At 78.5% G+C, this 17,184-nt stretch carries 8 protein-coding genes; 3 read left to right on the forward strand and 5 right to left on the reverse strand.

Annotated elements, in window-relative coordinates; all coding sequences use genetic code 11:
- The first annotated feature begins 73 nt into the window (after positions 1 to 73).
- Entirely contained in the window at positions 74 to 2,488 is a 2,415-nt protein-coding gene (locus tag IEY75_RS07395; protein WP_189113478.1) for an ATP-binding protein, read from the forward strand.
- A gap of 4 nt (positions 2,489 to 2,492) precedes the next feature.
- Here IEY75_RS07395 and IEY75_RS07400 read toward each other — a convergent pair whose 3' ends face one another.
- From IEY75_RS07400 to IEY75_RS07420, 5 genes are read right to left on the reverse strand one after another with little or no spacing between them, the layout of a single operon-like run.
- Positions 2,493 to 4,301, reverse strand: a complete 1,809-nt coding sequence (locus IEY75_RS07400; protein ID WP_189113479.1) for an ABC transporter ATP-binding protein — start codon at positions 4,299 to 4,301, stop codon at positions 2,493 to 2,495.
- Positions 4,298 to 5,983 (reverse strand): ABC transporter ATP-binding protein, encoded by a 1,686-nt coding sequence (locus IEY75_RS07405; protein WP_189113480.1) that lies wholly within the window; start codon positions 5,981 to 5,983, stop codon positions 4,298 to 4,300. The genes IEY75_RS07400 and IEY75_RS07405 overlap by 4 nt, the downstream gene beginning before the upstream one ends.
- Positions 5,984 to 6,014: 31 nt before the next feature.
- Positions 6,015 to 6,671, reverse strand: coding sequence for a hypothetical protein (locus IEY75_RS07410; RefSeq protein WP_189113481.1), 657 nt, complete (start codon positions 6,669 to 6,671; stop codon positions 6,015 to 6,017).
- Positions 6,672 to 6,700: 29 nt separating this feature from the next.
- A complete protein-coding gene (locus IEY75_RS07415) occupies positions 6,701 to 9,580 on the reverse strand; it encodes a helix-turn-helix transcriptional regulator (protein ID WP_189113482.1) in 2,880 nt (959 codons plus the stop codon).
- A 51-nt stretch (positions 9,581 to 9,631) separates the two neighbouring features.
- Positions 9,632 to 11,641 carry a phosphatidylglycerol lysyltransferase domain-containing protein gene (locus IEY75_RS07420; RefSeq protein WP_189113483.1) on the reverse strand — a complete coding sequence of 670 codons (2,010 nt, stop codon included), beginning with the start codon at positions 11,639 to 11,641 and terminating at the stop codon, positions 9,632 to 9,634.
- A 104-nt stretch (positions 11,642 to 11,745) separates the two neighbouring features.
- On the opposite strand from IEY75_RS07420, the gene IEY75_RS07425 reads away from it, so the two are divergent.
- Both IEY75_RS07425 and IEY75_RS07430 read left to right on the forward strand, forming a co-directional pair.
- Positions 11,746 to 13,197, forward strand: a complete 1,452-nt coding sequence (locus IEY75_RS07425) for an alpha/beta hydrolase (RefSeq protein ID WP_189113484.1) — start codon at positions 11,746 to 11,748, stop codon at positions 13,195 to 13,197.
- Positions 13,198 to 13,496: 299 nt separating this feature from the next.
- Positions 13,497 to 17,183, forward strand: coding sequence for a nitrate reductase subunit alpha (locus tag IEY75_RS07430; RefSeq protein ID WP_189113485.1), 3,687 nt, complete (start codon positions 13,497 to 13,499; stop codon positions 17,181 to 17,183).
- Position 17,184: the final 1 nt, after the last annotated feature.

The raw sequence follows: 17,184 nt of genomic DNA on the forward strand, positions 1-17,184 counted from the left end.
CTTAGGGGTTTTGGCGGGTATCCGGGAGGGGTATGCGGCTGCTGGTTCTCGGCGGTCGGAAGGCGGAGCCATCATGTCCCACCTGGATCCGCAACTGCTCGCCCAGCCCGCGCGGCTGGCGGCCGTCGACCGCACCCGCCGGGTGCTCGCCGGCATGGCGCTGCCGCTGGACGGGGTCGCGCGGCTCGCCGCGCGCCTGGTCGGTACGCCCATGGGCGCCATCTGCCTCGTCAGCAGCGACGAGGACCTGCTCGTGGGCGCGTACGGGGTGCCCCATGCCTTCCTGCGCGACCGGCACCTGCCGCTGGAGTACTCCATCGGCAAGTACGTCGTCAGCGGCGGGGACGTCGTCAGCGCCGTCGAGGACCTGCGCGAGGACCCGGAGCTGCGCGCCCACGCCCTGGTCAACCAGCTCGGCCTGCGCTCCTTCCTCGGCACCCCGCTCACCGACGCCTCCGGCGCGCCCGTCGGCTCGCTCGTCGTCCTGGACCGCGTCCCCCGCCGCTGGACGAACGAGGACATCGCCACCGTCCTGGAGATCGCCGAGGTGCTCGCCCCGGCCGGCCCGGTCGGCCGCGGCCACCGCGGCCTGCCCGACGTCGAGCTGGGGCCGCTGCTGGAGTCCACACTGGAGGCGTTCGTGGCCGCCGACGTCGACGGCGCGGTCGTCGGCTGGAACGTCGCCGCCGAGGGCATGTTCGGCTGGCCGGTCGGCGAGGCACTCGGCCGCCGCTTCGCCGACCTGTTCCGGCCGCAGGCCGGCGGCGCCCCGCTCTGGCCGCCGGCCCCGGACGAGCCCGCGCCGGGCGGCGGCGAGCCGCGGCGGGTCACCGGGTACGGGCGGCACCGCGACGGGCACGAGTTCCCCGTCGAGGCGTTCCTGACCCGGATCCCGTCCCGGTCCGGCCCGCTGCTGTGCGGGTTCCTGCTCGACGTCAGCGAGCAGGCCACCCTGCGGCGCGACGCGGTCCGTCGCGGCCGGCTGCTGGAGACACTGCTGGACAGCCTGCTCACCGGCGTCGCGGCCTGCAACCCCGACGGGCAGATCGTCGTGGCGAACCGGGCGCTGCGCGACTGGTACGGCCTGCCCGACGGGTGGGAGCCGTTCCCGCTGCTGGACGCCTCGCGCACGATCCGCGACCTCGACGGCCGGCTGCTCGACCCGGAGGAGGTCCCGCTGATCCGGGCCTGGCGCGGGGAGACGGTGCGCGACGAGTGCATCCTGGTGCCCGCGCTCGACGGTACGGACGTGCGCGCCTTCCGGGTCAACGCCCACCCGATGACCGACCCCGAGGGGCGGTCGCTGGGGGCCGTCGCGGCCCTGCACGACATCACCGCGCAACTGCGGGACGAGCGGTTCCGCGACGGCCACCTGGAGGTCGTCCGGGCGCTGGCCTTCGCCGCCGACCTGCCCGAGGCGCTCACCGCCACCCTGGCCACCCTCTGCGACCTGCTCGGCGGCAGCGGCGGCGAGGCGTGGCTGAGCGACGAGGTGACCGACACCCTCCAGCCCGCCGCCCGCTGGCCGCAGGACGGGTGGGAGTGCGCGTACTGCGGCGACCTCGCCGGGCGCTGCGTGCGGGAGAGCGCCTCCCTGCGCGACGTGGACCCCGACAGCCGGGTGCCGTGCCTGGCCCTGCCGGTGCGGGCGGGCTCGGCGGTCCTGGGCGCGCTCGTGCTGTGCGCGCCCGACGGGGTGGTAGACGACGTGGGCGTGGCGTTCGCCGAGGCGGTGGTCGACCAGCTCGCCGCGTACCTGAGCCGGCGCCGCGCCGCCGAGCTGCGCACGGAGCTGGGCCGCAGCAAGGACGACTTCGTCGCCCTGGTCGGCCACGAGATGCGCACCCCGCTGACCTCGATCGGCTCCTACGCCGAGCTGCTGCTGGGCGGCGCCGCGCACTGGAGCGACGACGAGCGGCAGATGCTGGAGGCGATCGCCCGCAACACCGCGGGGCTGCGCGCCATTGTGGAGGACCTGCTCGACCTGGCCGCGATCGAGTCCGGCCACGCCGACATCCGGGAGGACGCCGTGGACCTGGCGGGCGTGGCCCGCGCGGAGCTGGCGGCGCTGGCGGCGGTGGCCGAGGGCAACGGGGTGGCCCTGGACGACGGGCTGCCCGCGGCGCTGCCGCTGCGCGGCGACCGGGACCGGCTGCGCCTGCTGGCCGCCAACCTGCTGTCCAACGCGGTCAAGTACAGCCCGGACGGCGGCCACGTCGAGGTGTCCGGCCGGACGGAGGGCGACATCGTCGAGTTCAGCGTGATCGACGGCGGGGTGGGCATCCCGCCGGCCGAGCGGGACCGGCTGTTCCGCCGCTTCTTCCGCGCCTCCAATGCGCGCGACCGCGGCATCGCCGGGACCGGCCTCGGCCTGTCCATCAGCCGGGCGATCGTGGAGGCCCACGGCGGGACGCTGACCCTGACCGACCGCGGCCCGGCCGGCCACGGGACGATCGCGACCGTGCGGCTGCCGCGCCGCACGCCCTGACCGGTCAGCGGTCGTAGCCGGGGCTGAACGTGCGGCGCTGGCCGGACCAGACCCGCCACAGGGCCGCGTACCGGCCGCCGGCGGCGAGCAGGTCGTCGTGCGTGCCGGACTCCACGATCCGCCCGGCGTCCAGCACGACCACCCGGTCCGCGGCCGCGGCCTGGCTGAGCCGGTGCGCGACGACGACCGCGGTACGGCCGGCCAGGACCTTGTCCGCCGCGTTCTCCAGCAGCCGCGCCCCCGCGCTGCCGGCCTCGGCCGTCGCCTCGTCGAGGACGGCGACGGGCGGGTCGGCCAGCGCCAGCCGGGCGAGCGCGAGCTGCTGGGCCTGCGCGGCGGTCAGCGCGTGCCCGCCCTCGCCGACCACGGTGTCCAGGCCCTCGGGCAGCGCCCGCGCCCAGGGCAGCGCCCCGACCTGCGCCAGCGCCGCGACGATCTCGTCGGGGTCGGCGTCGGGGCGGGCCAGGCGCAGGTCGTCGGCCAGCGTGCCGGCGAACACGTGCACCTCCTGGGTGACCAGGACGACCGCCCGGCCCGGGTCCGCGGCCGGGTCCACCCCGCCGACCCGGACGGCGCCCGCGCTCGGCGGGTGGACACCCGCGATCAGCTTGGCCAGCGTGCTCTTGCCCGCGCCGCTGGCGCCGACCAGCGCCACTTTCTCCCCGGCGGCGACCTCCAGGTCGATCCCGCGCAGCACGGCGCGCCCCGGCAGGTAGGCGTAGCCGACCCCGGCGACCGAGACCGCGCCGCCCCGGGCGGCGGCCGCGGCGGTGCCGGGGCCGCGGGCGGGAAGCTGGGCCACGCCGACGAGGCGGGCGAGGCTGGCGGCCGCGGCCTGCGCGTCGTCGGCGAGGCCGAGGGCGGCGTTGATCGGGTTGAACAGGTTGTGGAAGTACAGCGCCGCGGCGGTCGCCGTGCCCAGGCTCACCGCACCGGCGCCCACCAGCCAGTACCCGGTGACCAGGACGGCGGCGAGCCCGACGAACTCGGCCAGGTTCAGCCGGGACCAGAAGCGGGTCTGGAGCCGCACCGCCCGCAGCGCGAGCTGGACGGCGGCCGAGGAGCGCGCGTCCACCTTGGCCAGGTGCCGGTCGTGCAGCCGGAACGCCCGGACCGTCACCGCGCCGCCGACGGTGTCCAGCAACTGGTGCTGGCGCGCGCCCGCGGCCACCCGCTGCCGGGCGTACAGCGGGACGGCCCGCCCGGTGTACCACCGCACGGTCTGGACCTGCACCGGCGCCGCCAGCAGGGCCGCGACGAGGAACCGCCAGTCCAGCACCCCGAGCCCGACCAGTGTGAGGCCGATCGTCAGCGCCGCCCGGGCGAGCTGCGGCAGCGCCTCGCGGACCGCCTCGGCGACGACCCGCACGTCGGTGGTGACCCGGGCGGTGAGGTCGCCGGAGCCGGCCCGTTCGAGCTGCCCGGTCGGCAGGTGCAGGGCCCGGGCGATGAACTCCTCACGCAGCCCCGCGAGCATGGTCTCGCCCAGCCGGGCCACCAGGCTGAGGCCGTACGCCGACAGCAGCCCCTGGCCGAGGGCGATCCCGGCGAGGGCGAGGACGAGCGCCGTGAGCCGGCCCTGCGGCCCGCCCGTGGTGACCAGGTCGACGATGGCGCCCAGCGCGGGCGCCGCGAGCAGGGCCACCCCGGTACCGACTAGCAGGACGGCGAAGCCGCCCAGGGCCAGGCCGCGGTGCGGGCGCAGCAGCCGGCGCAGGTGCCGGACGGTGTCCCGGCCGCCCGCGGTGGGCAGCAGCGCGGGCGTGGGAGGAGGTCCCGCGGCGGGCGGCGGGGGAGTCGCGTCGGGCGTCATGAGAAGACCAGCGTCAGGTAGTCGGGGCGGCGGGCGACGAGCGCGGCGTGGGTGCCGGAGTCCACGGCGACCCCGTCGGCGACGAGGACGACCCGGTCGGCGGCGGCCAGCAGCGCGGGGCTGGTGGCCACGAGCACGGTCGTGCGGCCGGCGCGGACCGACCGCAGCCCGTCGGCGATCCGGCTCTCGGTCACGGTGTCCACGGCGGTCGTGGGGTCGTGCAGGACCAGCACCGGCGGGGCGGCGGCCAGGGCCCGGGCCAGCGCCACCCGCTGGCGCTGGCCGCCCGACAGCGACCGGCCCCGCTCGGCGAGGACCGTCGCCGCGCCCTCGGGCAGGTGGGCGCGGATGTCGTCGACCCCGGCGGCGCGGACGGCCCGGTCCACGGCGTCGGGGTCGGCCCCGGCGCCCGCGATGTTGGCGGTCAGGCTCTCCTCGAACAGGGCGGCGTCGTGCGCGGCCACCAGCAGGTGGCGCCGGGTGGCCACCGGGTCCAGGGTGTCCAGCGGCGCCCCGTCCAGCAGGACCGTGCCCGCGTCCGGGTCCCGCTCGCGGGCCAGGCAGGCCAGCAGCGCGCTCGCGCAGGCGGGGTCGGCGGTGGCCACGGCCACGCACTCGCCGGGCGCCACGTCGAGGTCCAGGCCGCGCAGCGGGCCGGCGGCCAGGCCGCGGACGCGCAGCGCCCCGCCGGCCGCCGCGGGCGCGGCGGCGCCGGTGACGGCGGCCGGGCTGGCCAGCAGCGCGGCGACCCGGCCGGCCGAGGCCCGGGCCTGGGCGAACGCCGCCGCGAACCAGCTGAACATCGACAGCGGACCCAGCAGGTACTGGGCGAGCCCGACCGCGGTGACGAGCTGCCCGACGGTGATGTCCCCGGCCAGCGCGAGGCGGCCGCCGACGAGCGCGACCGCCGCGAGCAGCAGGCCGGTGACGGCGAACATGGTGCCCTCCTGCCCGGCCTGGGCGCGGGCGGCGTGCAGGGTGGCGGCCAGCGACTGGCGGCTGGTCCGCCGGTACCGGGCCACGGCGGCCGGCTCGGCGCGCAGTCCCTTGAGGACGCGCAGCCCGGCGACCAGGTCGGCGGCCACGCCGGAGGCGTGCGCGGCGCGGTCCTGCTGGGCCTCGCTGCGGCGCTCCAGCGGGCGGCTGAGCAGGTACGCCAGGTACAGCAGCGGGGGAGCGGCCAGCAGCACCAGCAGGCCCAGCGGCACCGAGGCGCGCAGCAGCGCGAACCCGCCGACGAGCAGCCCGACGACCGCGGCGAGGGTGAACGGCAGCACCCGGTGGATGTCACCCACCCGCTCGGCGTCGTCGGTGGCGATGTTGACGGTCTCGCCGGCCAGCCGCCCCCGCTCGGCGCCGCCGTGCGGGGCGATCACCCGGCCGGCGACGGCGAGCCGGATCTCGTGGGCCGTCAGCTCGGCGGCCCGCTCGGCGAACCGCGCGCCGAACCGGTAGCTGAGCGAGAAGGTGGCGAACAGCGCCGCCAGGACCGCCACCCAGGTGCCGAGGGCGCCCAGGTCGTGCGGGCGCACGGCGCGGTCGATGAGCTGTCCGACGACCACGGGCACCGCCGCCTCGCCCGCCTGGTGCGCGGCGACCAGGAGCGCGCCGAGGCCGAGCCGGCGCCGGTGGCGGGAGACCGCGCCGCGCAGGACCGACCCTCCGGTGGGCGGTGGGGGCACGGGCACCTCCGGGCCGGGCGAGTGAGGAAGGCTAGCCTAACTTGCGGGCCGGCGCGGTCAGCCGCGGGTCGGGAGCGCCCGCGCCGACCCGGTCCGGTCCGGCGCCGGGCCGGTCGTGAGCGGCCGTTTCGTGCCGGTACGCCGGGCCGGCCGGACTGATGGTGTTCCCCGGCAGGCAGCGCGGCGCGACCCCGTCGACGCTGCCTGCCGCCTCGACGCCGAGCCGGCGCCCGGGGCCCGCCGCCCGCGGCGGGTCGAACACGACCGAGTACCACACGTCGGCGCCGCGGATCCGCTTGACGGCGCAGAGCACCTGCGCGGCGCCCCGGGCGGCGTCGCGCGCCGGTACCCCGGCGCCGGTGGTGTGCCGCACCGCCCAGCCGTCCCCGAGCGCGGCGGCGGTGGCGCCGCGCACCACGTCCGCCGCGGCGCCGACCAGCCGGTACCCCCGCTGGGCGTACGCGTAGTGGGCGCTCTCGGTCTCGCAGCCGCCGCCGCGGTCCACCGGGGACGCCAGCGCGGCCGGCAGCCGCAGCACGGCCAGCCGGTCGAGCGCCGCCGCCAGCCGCGCGTTGGCGCCGCTGCACCCGACGCCGAGGACCCGGCAGCCGGCGACCGGCGCCGAGGCCGCCAGCGCGAGCATCGCCGTACCGAGGGCCAGGGCGCCCCGCCTGCCTGTCCACACCATCCGGTCACCGTACCGAACCTTCCGGCGGTTCAGCGGTCACCGGCGGCCAGCGTCGCGGCGACGCCGGCCCGGCAGGTCACCCCCAGCTTGTCGAACACCCGGCTCAGGTGGGCCTCCACCGTCTTCGGGCTGACGAACAGCCGCCCGGCGATCTCCTTGTTCGTCAGCCCCTCGGCGACCAGCGCGGCCACCTCCCGCTCCCGCGCGGTCAGGCCGGCGACCGGGCCGGCCTCCGGGCCGCCGGCCCGGGAGCGGCGCGGCCGGCGGGACTCCATCCGCCGCTGCGCGCGCACCGTCAGCTCCAGGAACAGCCCGGCGCCGGTGTCGGCGAACACCTCGCGCGCCCGCGCGAAGCGGCCGCGCGCCGCGGCGGCGTCGCCGGCCGCCCCCAGCGCCACCCCGGCCACCAGGTGCGCCCGGCCGGCGAACACCTGCGCCCCGCACGCCTCGAACAGCCGCGCCGCCTCGGCCGCCGTCCGCGCCGCGGCGGCCGGGTCGGCCAGCCCCTCGGCGTACGTCCGGCTCGACAGCGCGATCGCCCGCCGCATCGGCAGGTCCCAGCCGGCCGTGAAGTCCGCGGCCGCGGCGGCCCAGCGGCGCGCCGCCGGCACGTTGCCGCGCTGGGCCTCGGCGCGCGCGAGCACCTCGTAGAACGCCAGCCGGGTGACCGCGTCCAGGTTGGCCAGGCGCGGGTCGCCGCCGCTGGTGATCGCCGCGACCGCCCCGGCCGGGTCGCCCAGGTGGAGCCGCACCAGGCCGGACATCGCGTGGGCGGTCGCGCTGTACCAGTCGTCGTCGCCGGCCAGCGCCACCGCCTGGGCGGCGAACTCCGCGGCCGGTCCGAGCTGCCCGCGCCAGCAGGCCATCCACGCCTGCTGGGACAGCGCCATCTTGCGCAGTTCGTCGCTGCCGGTCAGGACGGCGGCCTCCCAGGCGTCGTCGAAGCACTCCGCCGCCCGGGCGAGCTGGCCGCGGAAGCTGCACAGCGTTCCCTCGGCCATCCGCAGGTACGTGATCAGGTGGTTCTGGCCGGTGGCCCGGGCCAGCCGCAGCCCCCGCGCCAGGTGCAGCCCGCAGGCCGTCCACCGCTCCAGGTGCAGCTCGGCCAGCCCCAGCCAGTGCGCCGCCTCCAGGCAGCGGGCCAGCTCGGCGTCGACCAGGGTGTCCAGGATCTCGGCGCCCTCGGTGGCCGCGGCCCGCACCTGCGCCGACGTCCGCCCGGCGAACAGGTGCGCCGTGGCGTACTGCCCCAGCGCCGCGGCCAGCAGGACCCGGTCCGGCAGGCCCCGGGCCAGCGCCACCACCTCGTCGGCCAGCTCCAGGTCCGCGCCGAACCGGCCCTGCGTCAGCCCCGTGGCCAGCAGCTCCATCCGCAGCCGGACCGCCACCGTGCCGCGCGGGTCGACCGCCGCCAGCTCGTGCAGCAGCAGCGCCCGCGCCTGCGCGTACCGCCCGAGCAGGCGCTCCACCATCGCGCAGAACGCCACCAGCCCCGGCCGCTCCTCGGCGGCGGCCGGCAGCAGCCGCAGCGCCTCGTGCGCGGCGTCGCGGCTCTCCGCCAGCCGCCCGCTGACCCCCAGCGCCCGCGCCCGCAGGACGAGCAGCTCCACCCGGTGCCGGACGGTGAACTCGCGGTCGGGCAGCAGCCGCAGCGCCGCCGCCAGCCAGTGCTCGGCCGACGCCGGTGCGCTGGGCAGCACCGCCCGCGCCGCGCCCACCAGGGTGGACACCGCGCCCATGTCCCCGGGCCGCGCCGAGCGGGCCACGTGGCCGGCCAGCACTGCGCCCGAGGCCCCCCGCGCCAGCTCGGCGTGCGCGGCCCGCCGGTGCGCCCCGATCAGCCACACCGGATCGGCGTGGCAGTAGGCCGCGCGCCGCACGAGGGGGTGCCGGAACTGCAGGCCGGTGCCGGCCGCCCGGATCAGGTCGCGCGCCGCCAGCGCCCGCAGGCCCGCCTCGACCGTCGCCGCGGGCAGCTCGCTGACGGCCTCCACCAGCGCCGGGTCGACGACGTCCCCGGCCACCGCCGCCGCGGCCGCCACGGTCGCGTCGTCCGGGGGCAGGGTGCCCAGCTCCGCCAGCAGCGCCTGGTCCACCGTCGGCACGCCGCCGGGCCCGCCCGCGCCGTCGCCCGCCGGGTCGGTGCCGGTGCGGTGCAGCACCTCCAGGTACAGCGGGTTGCCGGCGCTCGCCGCGAACAGCGCGGCCCGGCGGTGCCGGGGTACCCGCCACTGGTCCATCAGGGTCTCGGCCGCCTCGGCCGGCAGGGGGCCGAGCTGGGTCAGGTCCGCGTCGCCGCGGCGGACCGCCAGGCCCCACGCGCCGGTCAGCCGGCGGTCGGCCTGCCGGTCGCGCATCCCCACCGCCATCCGCACCGGCCCGTCCGGGCGCTGCCGCAGCAGGTAGTCGAGCAGCTCGACCGTCGAGGGGTCGGCCCAATGCAGGTCGTCCAGGACGACCAGCAGGCCGTGCGGGGCGGCCTCGGCCAGCGCGGTCAGCAGCCGCCGCGTCGCGCGGAACAGCCGGTACCGCTCGATGTCCACCAGGTCGTCGACCGGGTCGCCGGGGATCTCCGGGAACGCGGCGCGCAGCAGTGCCAGGTGCGGCGCGCCGAGTCGGCCGACGACGGCGGGGGAGAGCAGCGCGAGCTGCTCGTGCCAGGCGTCGCACAGCACCCCGAACGGCAACTGCTGCTCGTACTCGGCGGCCCGTCCGTGCAGGACCCAGGTGCCCGCGGCGGCGGCCTCGCGGGCCACCTGGTCGAGCAGCCGGCTCTTGCCGATGCCCGGGTCGCCGCACACCGCGGCGGTCCAGTGGCCGGCCGCGGGGTCCAGAAGGGCGCGCAGGCGGGACAGCTCGGCGTCGCGGCCGACCGGCGGCCCGTCGTACCGGACCGGCGAGGTGGCCACCGCGACCCCCTTCGTCGCCGGGCCCGGGCTGTCCGGGCGGGCGCCAGGATCCTAGCGCGCGTCGATGCCCGGGGTGGCCCCCCGCGGCGTCGCGACGGTGCCGTCCGCGGGCTCGGGAGGCGCGGTGCGCGGGCCGCGGTGCGGCCGGCCGGTGAACCAGGCCATGCTGACCGTCACGAACGCCTCGGCGCGCAGCGCCGCCAGGCCGATCCGCGGCAGGTCCCGCCCGGCGGCGAAGCACAGGTACCGCGGCCGCCACTGTGGCCGGAACTTGGCGTTGGCCCGGTACAGCGACTCGATCTGCCAGAACCGCGACGCGAACAGCAGCGCCCGCCGCCACAGCCGCAGGACCGGCCCGGCGCCGAGCCGCTCGCCGCGGGCGAAGACCGACCGGAACATCGCGAAGTTCAGCGACACGTGCCGCACGCCCGCGGCCTCGGTGTACGCCATCAGCGCGGCCACCATCAGCTCCACCAGGCCGTTCGGGGCGCTGCGGTCGCCCCGCATCAGATCCAGGGACAGGCCGGAGCCGCCCCACGGGACCAGGTGCAGCAGGCCGCGCACCCGGTCGGCCTCGTCCCGGGCGACCACGAGCACGCAGGCGTCGTCGTCGGGCCGGCCGAGCCTGCCCAGCGCCATGGAGAAGCCGCGCTCCACCTCGCCGACCCGGAACGCGTCGGCGGCGGTGATCGCCTCGGCCAGCTCGGCCGGGGTGAGCGAGGCGATCGGCCGGACGTCCACCGTGTACCCCGCCCGGCGCATCCGCGCCACCGCCTGCCGCACGCCGCGCATCGGGCGGCCGTCGAGGGTGAACGTCGCGCTGTCCAGGATCGCCTCGTCGCCCAGCTCGATGGCGTCCAGACCGGCCCGCCGGTAGGCCTCGCCGGCCGGTTCGCTGCAGCCGATCACGGCCGGCGCCCAGGCGTGCCGCCGCGCCTCGGCCAGCCACGCGTCGATGACCTCCGGCCAGCAGGACCGCTCGCCGATCGGGTCCCCGGCAGCCAGGCTGACGCCGTTCAGGACGCGGTAGGCGATCGCCGCCTGGCCGTTGGGCGAGACGATCACGTCCTTGTCGGGCCGGATGGCGAAGTAGCCGAGGGAGTCGGCGTCCCCGTGCGCCTCCAGCAGCCGGCGGACCGTGGCCAGCTCGGCCGGCCCGGCACCCGGCGCCCGCCCGATCGGGCGCAGCGCCAGCAGGACCGCCACGGTCAGGGCGGCGATGCCGAACGTGCCGGTGAGCAGGGCGAACGCGTGCGCCGTGCGCCCGGCGACGAAGGTGACCCCGCCGCTCTGCCCGACCAGCCCGGCCAGGCTGGCCTCCAGCATCGCGCGGTACCCCGGCGCGCCGCGCAGGCGCTCGCTGCGGGCGGCGAGGAAGCCCACCCCGCAGACGACCCCGCCCGCGGCGATGGCCAGCCCGAACAGCGGCGCCCGCCAGCGGCTGCGCGGGTCGTTGAGGGCGGTGAAGTGGCGGCGCAGGGCGACCAGCGCCAGGCACAGCGCCGCGGTGACCCCCGCCTCCTCCCAGTCCAGCCCCTTGAGCAGGTGCAGGACGGTGGCGGCGGCGCTCAGCCCGACGACCGCCCACCAGGCCGTGCGCTTGCGGCGCCGCAGGCCGCCGGCCAGCAGCACGAGCAGGACGCCGACGGCGGCGGCGGTGATGTGCGCGGCGAGGATCCCGGACCGGGGGACCGCGTGGACGAGCAGCCGCAGCCGGGACAGGTCGACCGGCCACACCGCGCTGCCGACCGTCAACAGGCCGACGAGCGCGACGAGCCGGGCCGTCCAGCGGGCCACCCGGGCGTGGTCGATCCAGTGGGCCAGGGGCCGCCGCTCGCCCGGCTCGCGGGGCGGCCGGGCGGCCGGCTCGCGGCCGGTCGCGGCGGCGGTGCGCTGCCGGGGCAGCCCGGGGGCCGCCGCCGCGGCGCGCTGCCGGGGGACCGCCGCGGGGCGGCGCCGGCGCAGCAGGGCGCGCAGCGCCGCCCCGGTGCCGTCGGCGGCCGGGTCGGGCGCACCGGCGGGGGTCGCGCCGGTGTCGGGAAGGAGCGGAGAGGTAGTCATGGGAGGTTCGTTTTACCACGCGGGCGCGAGTCACGGCGCCCGCCCAGTCGGGAATCCGACGCTGCGGCCGCGACGTCCGTCGATGGTCGTATGGTGTGCCGACCATGCAGGACCACGCCGACCCCCGGTCCGGCCCGGCGGAGGCACCCCCGCCGCGGCCGGTACGTCGGCGTGCCCTGCCCGTTCTGCTCGTTTTCGCCGCCGCGGCCGGGCTGGCCGGTGTGGTGTGGGCGGGTCCGGCCGACCCGCTGCCGGTGCTGTCCCCCGTGCTGTGCGCCGGGGTCGCCGTCGCGGGCGGCCTGCTGCTGCTGTGGTCCTGGTGCCGGCGTGGCCGCCGCTGGTGGGCGGTGACGCTGCCCGCCCTGGTCGGCGGCACCGCGCTTGCCGTGGGCGCCGCGAAGGTGCTGCTCTGGCGCACCCGGACCGTCGTCGACCCGTACCCGGCACTGTTCCTGCTGCTGGCCGGCGCCGTGCTGCTGGCCCTGGCCGGCCTGCCGTGGACCCTGCGCCGCGGCGGCCGGCGCGGCGCCGCCTGGGCGGCGCTGCTCGCGGTACCGGCGACGCTGCTGGGCGCCGGACTGTGCGCGAACCGCGAGTACGGCCTGTACGTCACCGTCGGCGACGCGCTCGGCCGGACCGCCGGGCTGGAGTCGATCGACGAGCTGCCGGCAAGCCCGGCGCCGCCGACGCCCGCCGCGCACGCCGGCCGCGGCCGCGTGGTCTCGTTCACCGCGCCGGGAACCCGGTCGGGCTTCACCGCGCGGCCCGGCGCGGCGTACCTGCCGCCGGCCTACTTCACGCCGGCCCGCGCCGACCTGCCCGTGCTGGTGCTTCTGCCGGGCACCCCCGGCGCGCCCCTGCACTGGGTCAGCTCCGGCCGGGCCGTCGAGGTGGCCGACGCCTACGCCGCCCGGCACGGCGGGCACGCCCCGGTCCTGATCTTCGCCGACCCGAACGGCACCTCCACCGGCGACACCGAGTGCGTGGACGGCCCGGTCGCCCGCGCGGAGACGTACCTGACGGCCGACATCCCGGCGTACGTCACCCGGCGGCTCGGGATCCGGCACGACCCGCGGCGCTGGGGCCTGGTCGGGTTCTCGGCCGGCGGCACCTGCGCGATCCACCTCGTCCTGCGCGACCCGACCCGGTACGGCCACTTCCTCAGCATCGGCGGCGACGCCGCGCCCGCGCTGGCCACCCCCGAGGAGACGCGGAGCCGGCTGTTCGGGGGCTCGGCCGAGGTGCAGCGGGCGTACGACCCGGCGGTGCTGCTGGCCACCCGCCGGTACGAGGGGGTCACCGGGTGGTTCGCCGCGGGTACGGCCGACCCGCACCGCCGGACCACGGCCGCCCGGCTCTCGGCCGCCGCCCGCGGTGCCGGCGTGGACGCGCGCGCCTTCGTCGGCCGCGGCGGCCACACCTGGCACTTCGTCCGCGACGTGCTCCAGCGCGTCACGCCGGTCCTGTTCACCGAGCTGGGGACCGGGGTGCCCGCGGCCCGGTTCGCCGCCCCGGCCCCGCGCGTCCTGCCCCCGCTCGCCGCACCGCCCGGCTGACCGTCCCGCCCGGACCGACGCCCGGACCGACAGGCATGGACGGACGCCCGGACCGACAGACATGGCCCGGACGCACGGATCGACAGGCACGGACGGACGGACCGACAGGCGCACGGAAGGGCGGACCGACAGGCGCACGGACGGGCGGGCACCCTAGCCGATGGGCGGGAGGTGCCGGCGGTTGTCGGCCGAATGCCACCCGGTCCCGCCGCGCCGTCGTTTTCCCGCCGTGTCGGACCCCGCCGCGGCCGCCCCGATGGGGCAACGTGGCCCCGGGGAGTCGAGGCGAGGATGGGCGGATGACGGTCGCGGCCGAGCGGGCGGGGCGGGCCCTGCTGGCGGTGGGCGGCCTGCTGCGCCGCGCGCACGTCTCGCCCGACCGGCACCGGCTGCACCGCGTGGGCGGCCGCCGCGCCGACGACGCGTACCGCGACCACCCCGACCGCGATCACCTCGACCGCGACGGCGCGGCGCCGGCCACCGTGGTGCGGACCACCCACGGCGTCGACTGCACCGGCTCCTGCGCCTGGGCCGTGCACGTGCGTGACGGCATCATCACCTGGGAGCAGCCGGACTCCGACTACCCGGCGGCCGGGCCGGACCGGCCCGACCACGAGCCGCGCGGCTGCCCCCGCGGGGCCGCCTTCGCCTGGTACTCCTACTCGCCCACCCGGATCCGCTACCCGTACGCCCGCGCCGCGCTGGTGCGGCCGTACCGCGAGGCCAGGGCCCGCCTCGGCGACCCGGTCGCCGCGTGGGCCGAGCTCCAGGCCGACCCGGGCCGGCGCGCCGCCTACCAGGCCGCGCGCGGCCGCGGCGCGCTGGTCCGCATCGACTGGGCGGAGGCCGAGGAGCTGATCGCCGCGGCCCACGTGCACACCATCGCGGCGCACGGCCCGGACCGGATCGTCGGCTACTCGCCCGCACCGGCGGCGTCCATGGTGTCCCACGCGGTGGGCGCCCGCTTCCTGTCGCTGCTCGGCGGCGTCCTGCTGTCGGCCTCGGACTCCCGCGGCGACCAGCCGGTCGCCGCGCCGCAGGTGTACGGCGACCGCCCCGACCCCCCGGAGTCCGCCGACTGGTGGGACGCCACCTACGTGCTGCTGTGGGGGGCCGACCCGTTCGTCACCCGGACCCCGGACGCGCACTTCCTGGCCGAGGCCCGGTACCGGGGCCAGAAGGTCGTCGCGGTGACGCCCGGCCACGCCGACAGCGTGACCGGCGCCGACGAGTGGCTGTCCGTGCGGCCGGGCACCGACGCGGCCCTGGCGATGGCGATGGGCCACGTCGTGCTGCGCGAGTTCTTCGTCGACCGGCCGACACCGCGCTTCGACGACTACGTGCGCCGGTACACCGACCTGCCGTACCTGGTCGCCCTGGAGCCCACCGGCGACGGCGCGTTCACCCCCGGCCGCTTCCTCACCGCCGCCGACCTCGACGGCGGCGGCGACCTGCACACCCGGTTCCGCCCGCTGGTCTGGGACGGGGAGCGGGACGCCGCCGCGGCGCCCGCCGGGTCGCTGGGCGACCGGTTCACCGACGAGCCCGGCTCCTGGCACCTGGATCCGGGCGGGACCCCACCGCGGCTGTCCTGCGCGGGCGGGGAGCCGACCGAGGTGGCGCTGGCGCGCTTCGACACCGGCGCGCCGGGGACGCTGCGGCGCGGGGTACCCGCCGTCGTGGTGGCCGGCCGGCTGGCCACGACGGTCTTCGACCTGATGCTGGCCCAGTACGGCGTCGGCCGGCCGGGGCTGCCCGGGGACTGGCCGGCCGGGTACGCGGACGCCCGCACCCCGTACACGCCCGCCTGGCAGGAGCCGCTCACCGGCGTCCCCGCCGCGGTGGCGGCCCGGGTCGCCCGCGAGTTCGCCGCCAACGCGGCGGCCTCCGGCGGCCGGTCGATGATCCTCACCGGCGGCGGCACGCAGCGCTGGTTCCACGGCGACACCATCGCGCGGGCGACGCTGGCGCTGACGATGCTCACCGGCTGCCAGGGCGTCAACGGCGGCGGGTGGGCGTACTACGGCGGCCAGCAGCGCTGCCGGACCGGCACCGGCTGGGCGCACCTGGCCTTCGGCCTGGACTGGGCGCGGCCGGCGCGGCAGGCCAACGGCACCGCGTTCTGGTACCTGCACGCCGACCAGTGGCGCTACGACCGGCACGACGCGGGCGCGCTGGCCTCGCCGCTGGGCGCCGGCCGGCTGGCCGGGCGGCACACCGCCGACCTGCTGGCCCAGGCGGTCCGGCTGGGCTGGCTGCCCGACGCGCCGACGTTCGACCGCAACCCGCTGGACGTCGCCGACGAGGCGCTGGCCGCCGACCCGGCCGACCCCGCGGGGTACGTCGCCCGGGCGCTGACGGCCGGCACCCTGCGGTTCGCCGGTACCGACCCCGACGCGCCGGGCAACTGGCCGCGGATCCTGACGGTGTGGCGCGGCAACCCGCTGGGCGCGGAGCCGATCGGGGAGGCGTACGTGCTGCGGCACCTGCTGGGCACCGACGCGGCGCCGCGCGCCGCGGAGGCCGCCGCCGCGCAGCGCCCCCGGGACGTGGCCTGGCACGCCGATGCCCCGCGCGGCAAGCTGGACCTGCTCGTGGCGATGGACTTCCGCGCCACCTCGACCACGCTGCACGCCGACGTCGTCCTGCCGGCAGCGACCTGGTACGAGAAGCACGACCTCAACACGACCGACCTGCACCCGTTCGTCCACGCGCTGACCGCCGCGGTGCCGCCACCGTGGCAGTGCCGGACCGACGTGGCCGCCTTCCACGGCATCGCCCGCGCCTTCTCCGCCCTGGCCGCGACCCGCCTCGGCGTCCGCCGCGACCTGGTCGCCGCCCCGCTGCACCGCGACTCGCCCGACTGCCTGGCCACGCCCGGCGGCCGGGTCCGGGACTGGCAGGGCGGCCGGGTGCGCGCCGTGCCCGGCCTCACGCTGCCGGCGTTCACCGTCGTCACCCGCGACTACGGCGCCGTCGCCGCGCAGCTCGCGGCCCTGGGGCCGCTGCTGGACACCCACGGCACCACCACCGGCGGGGTCACCGTCGACGTCACGCCCGAGATCGACCTGCTGCGGGCCCGCAACGGCGCCGTCGCCGCCGGCCCCGCCGCCGGCCGGCCGCGGCTGGACACCGACGCGGCCTGCGCCGAGGCGGTCCTGGCGCTGTCCGGCGCGACGAACGGCCGGATCGCCGCCGCCGGGTACGCCGCGCTGGAGCAGCGGACCGGCCGCCGGCTGGCCGACCTCGCCGACCCGGCGGCGGCGATCCGGTTCGCCGACGTGCAGGCCCGGTCGGTACCGGCGCTGGCGACGTTCGAGTCCGCCGGGGGCGGGCCGGGCCGGGTGTACGCGCCGTTCACCACCCACGTCGAGCGGCACACGCCCTGGCCGACCCTGACCGGCCGCCAGCACTTCTTCCTCGACCACGACTGGCTCACCGAACTCGGCGAGCAGCTCCCCATCTACCGGCCGCCGCTGGACCTGCACCTGCTGCGCGGCGAGCCGCCGCTGGGCGCCGGGGGCGAGGGGGAGCTGACCGTGCGGTACCTGACGCCGCGCTCGCCGTGGTCGGTCCGCTCCACCGGGCACGACCTGCCGGCCCTGACCCAGCTCTCCGGGGGGTGGCCGACGCTGTGGCTGGCCGCCGCCGACGCGGCCCGCATCGGCGTCGCCGACGGCGACTGGGTCGAGGCGGTCAACCGCCACGGCGTCCTCGTCGCCCGCGCGGCGGTCACCGGACGGCTGCCACCGGGCAGCGTGTACGCCCCGGCCGGCCAGGAGCGGACCGCGGGCGCGCCGCGCGCGCAGGTGTCGGGCCGGCGCGGCGCGGCGCCGGAGTCGCCGACCCGGCTGATGCTCAAGCCGACCCACTTCGTCGGCGGGTACGCCCAGCTCGCGTACGGCTTCGACTACCTCGGCCCGACCGCCGCGCCGGCCGACGAGATCGCGGTCGTCCGCCGCCGCCCGCAGCGGGTGGAGTACTAGC

The organism is Pilimelia terevasa (assembly GCF_014647915.1).
In the GTDB taxonomy this organism is placed as follows: domain Bacteria; phylum Actinomycetota; class Actinomycetes; order Mycobacteriales; family Micromonosporaceae; genus Pilimelia; species Pilimelia terevasa.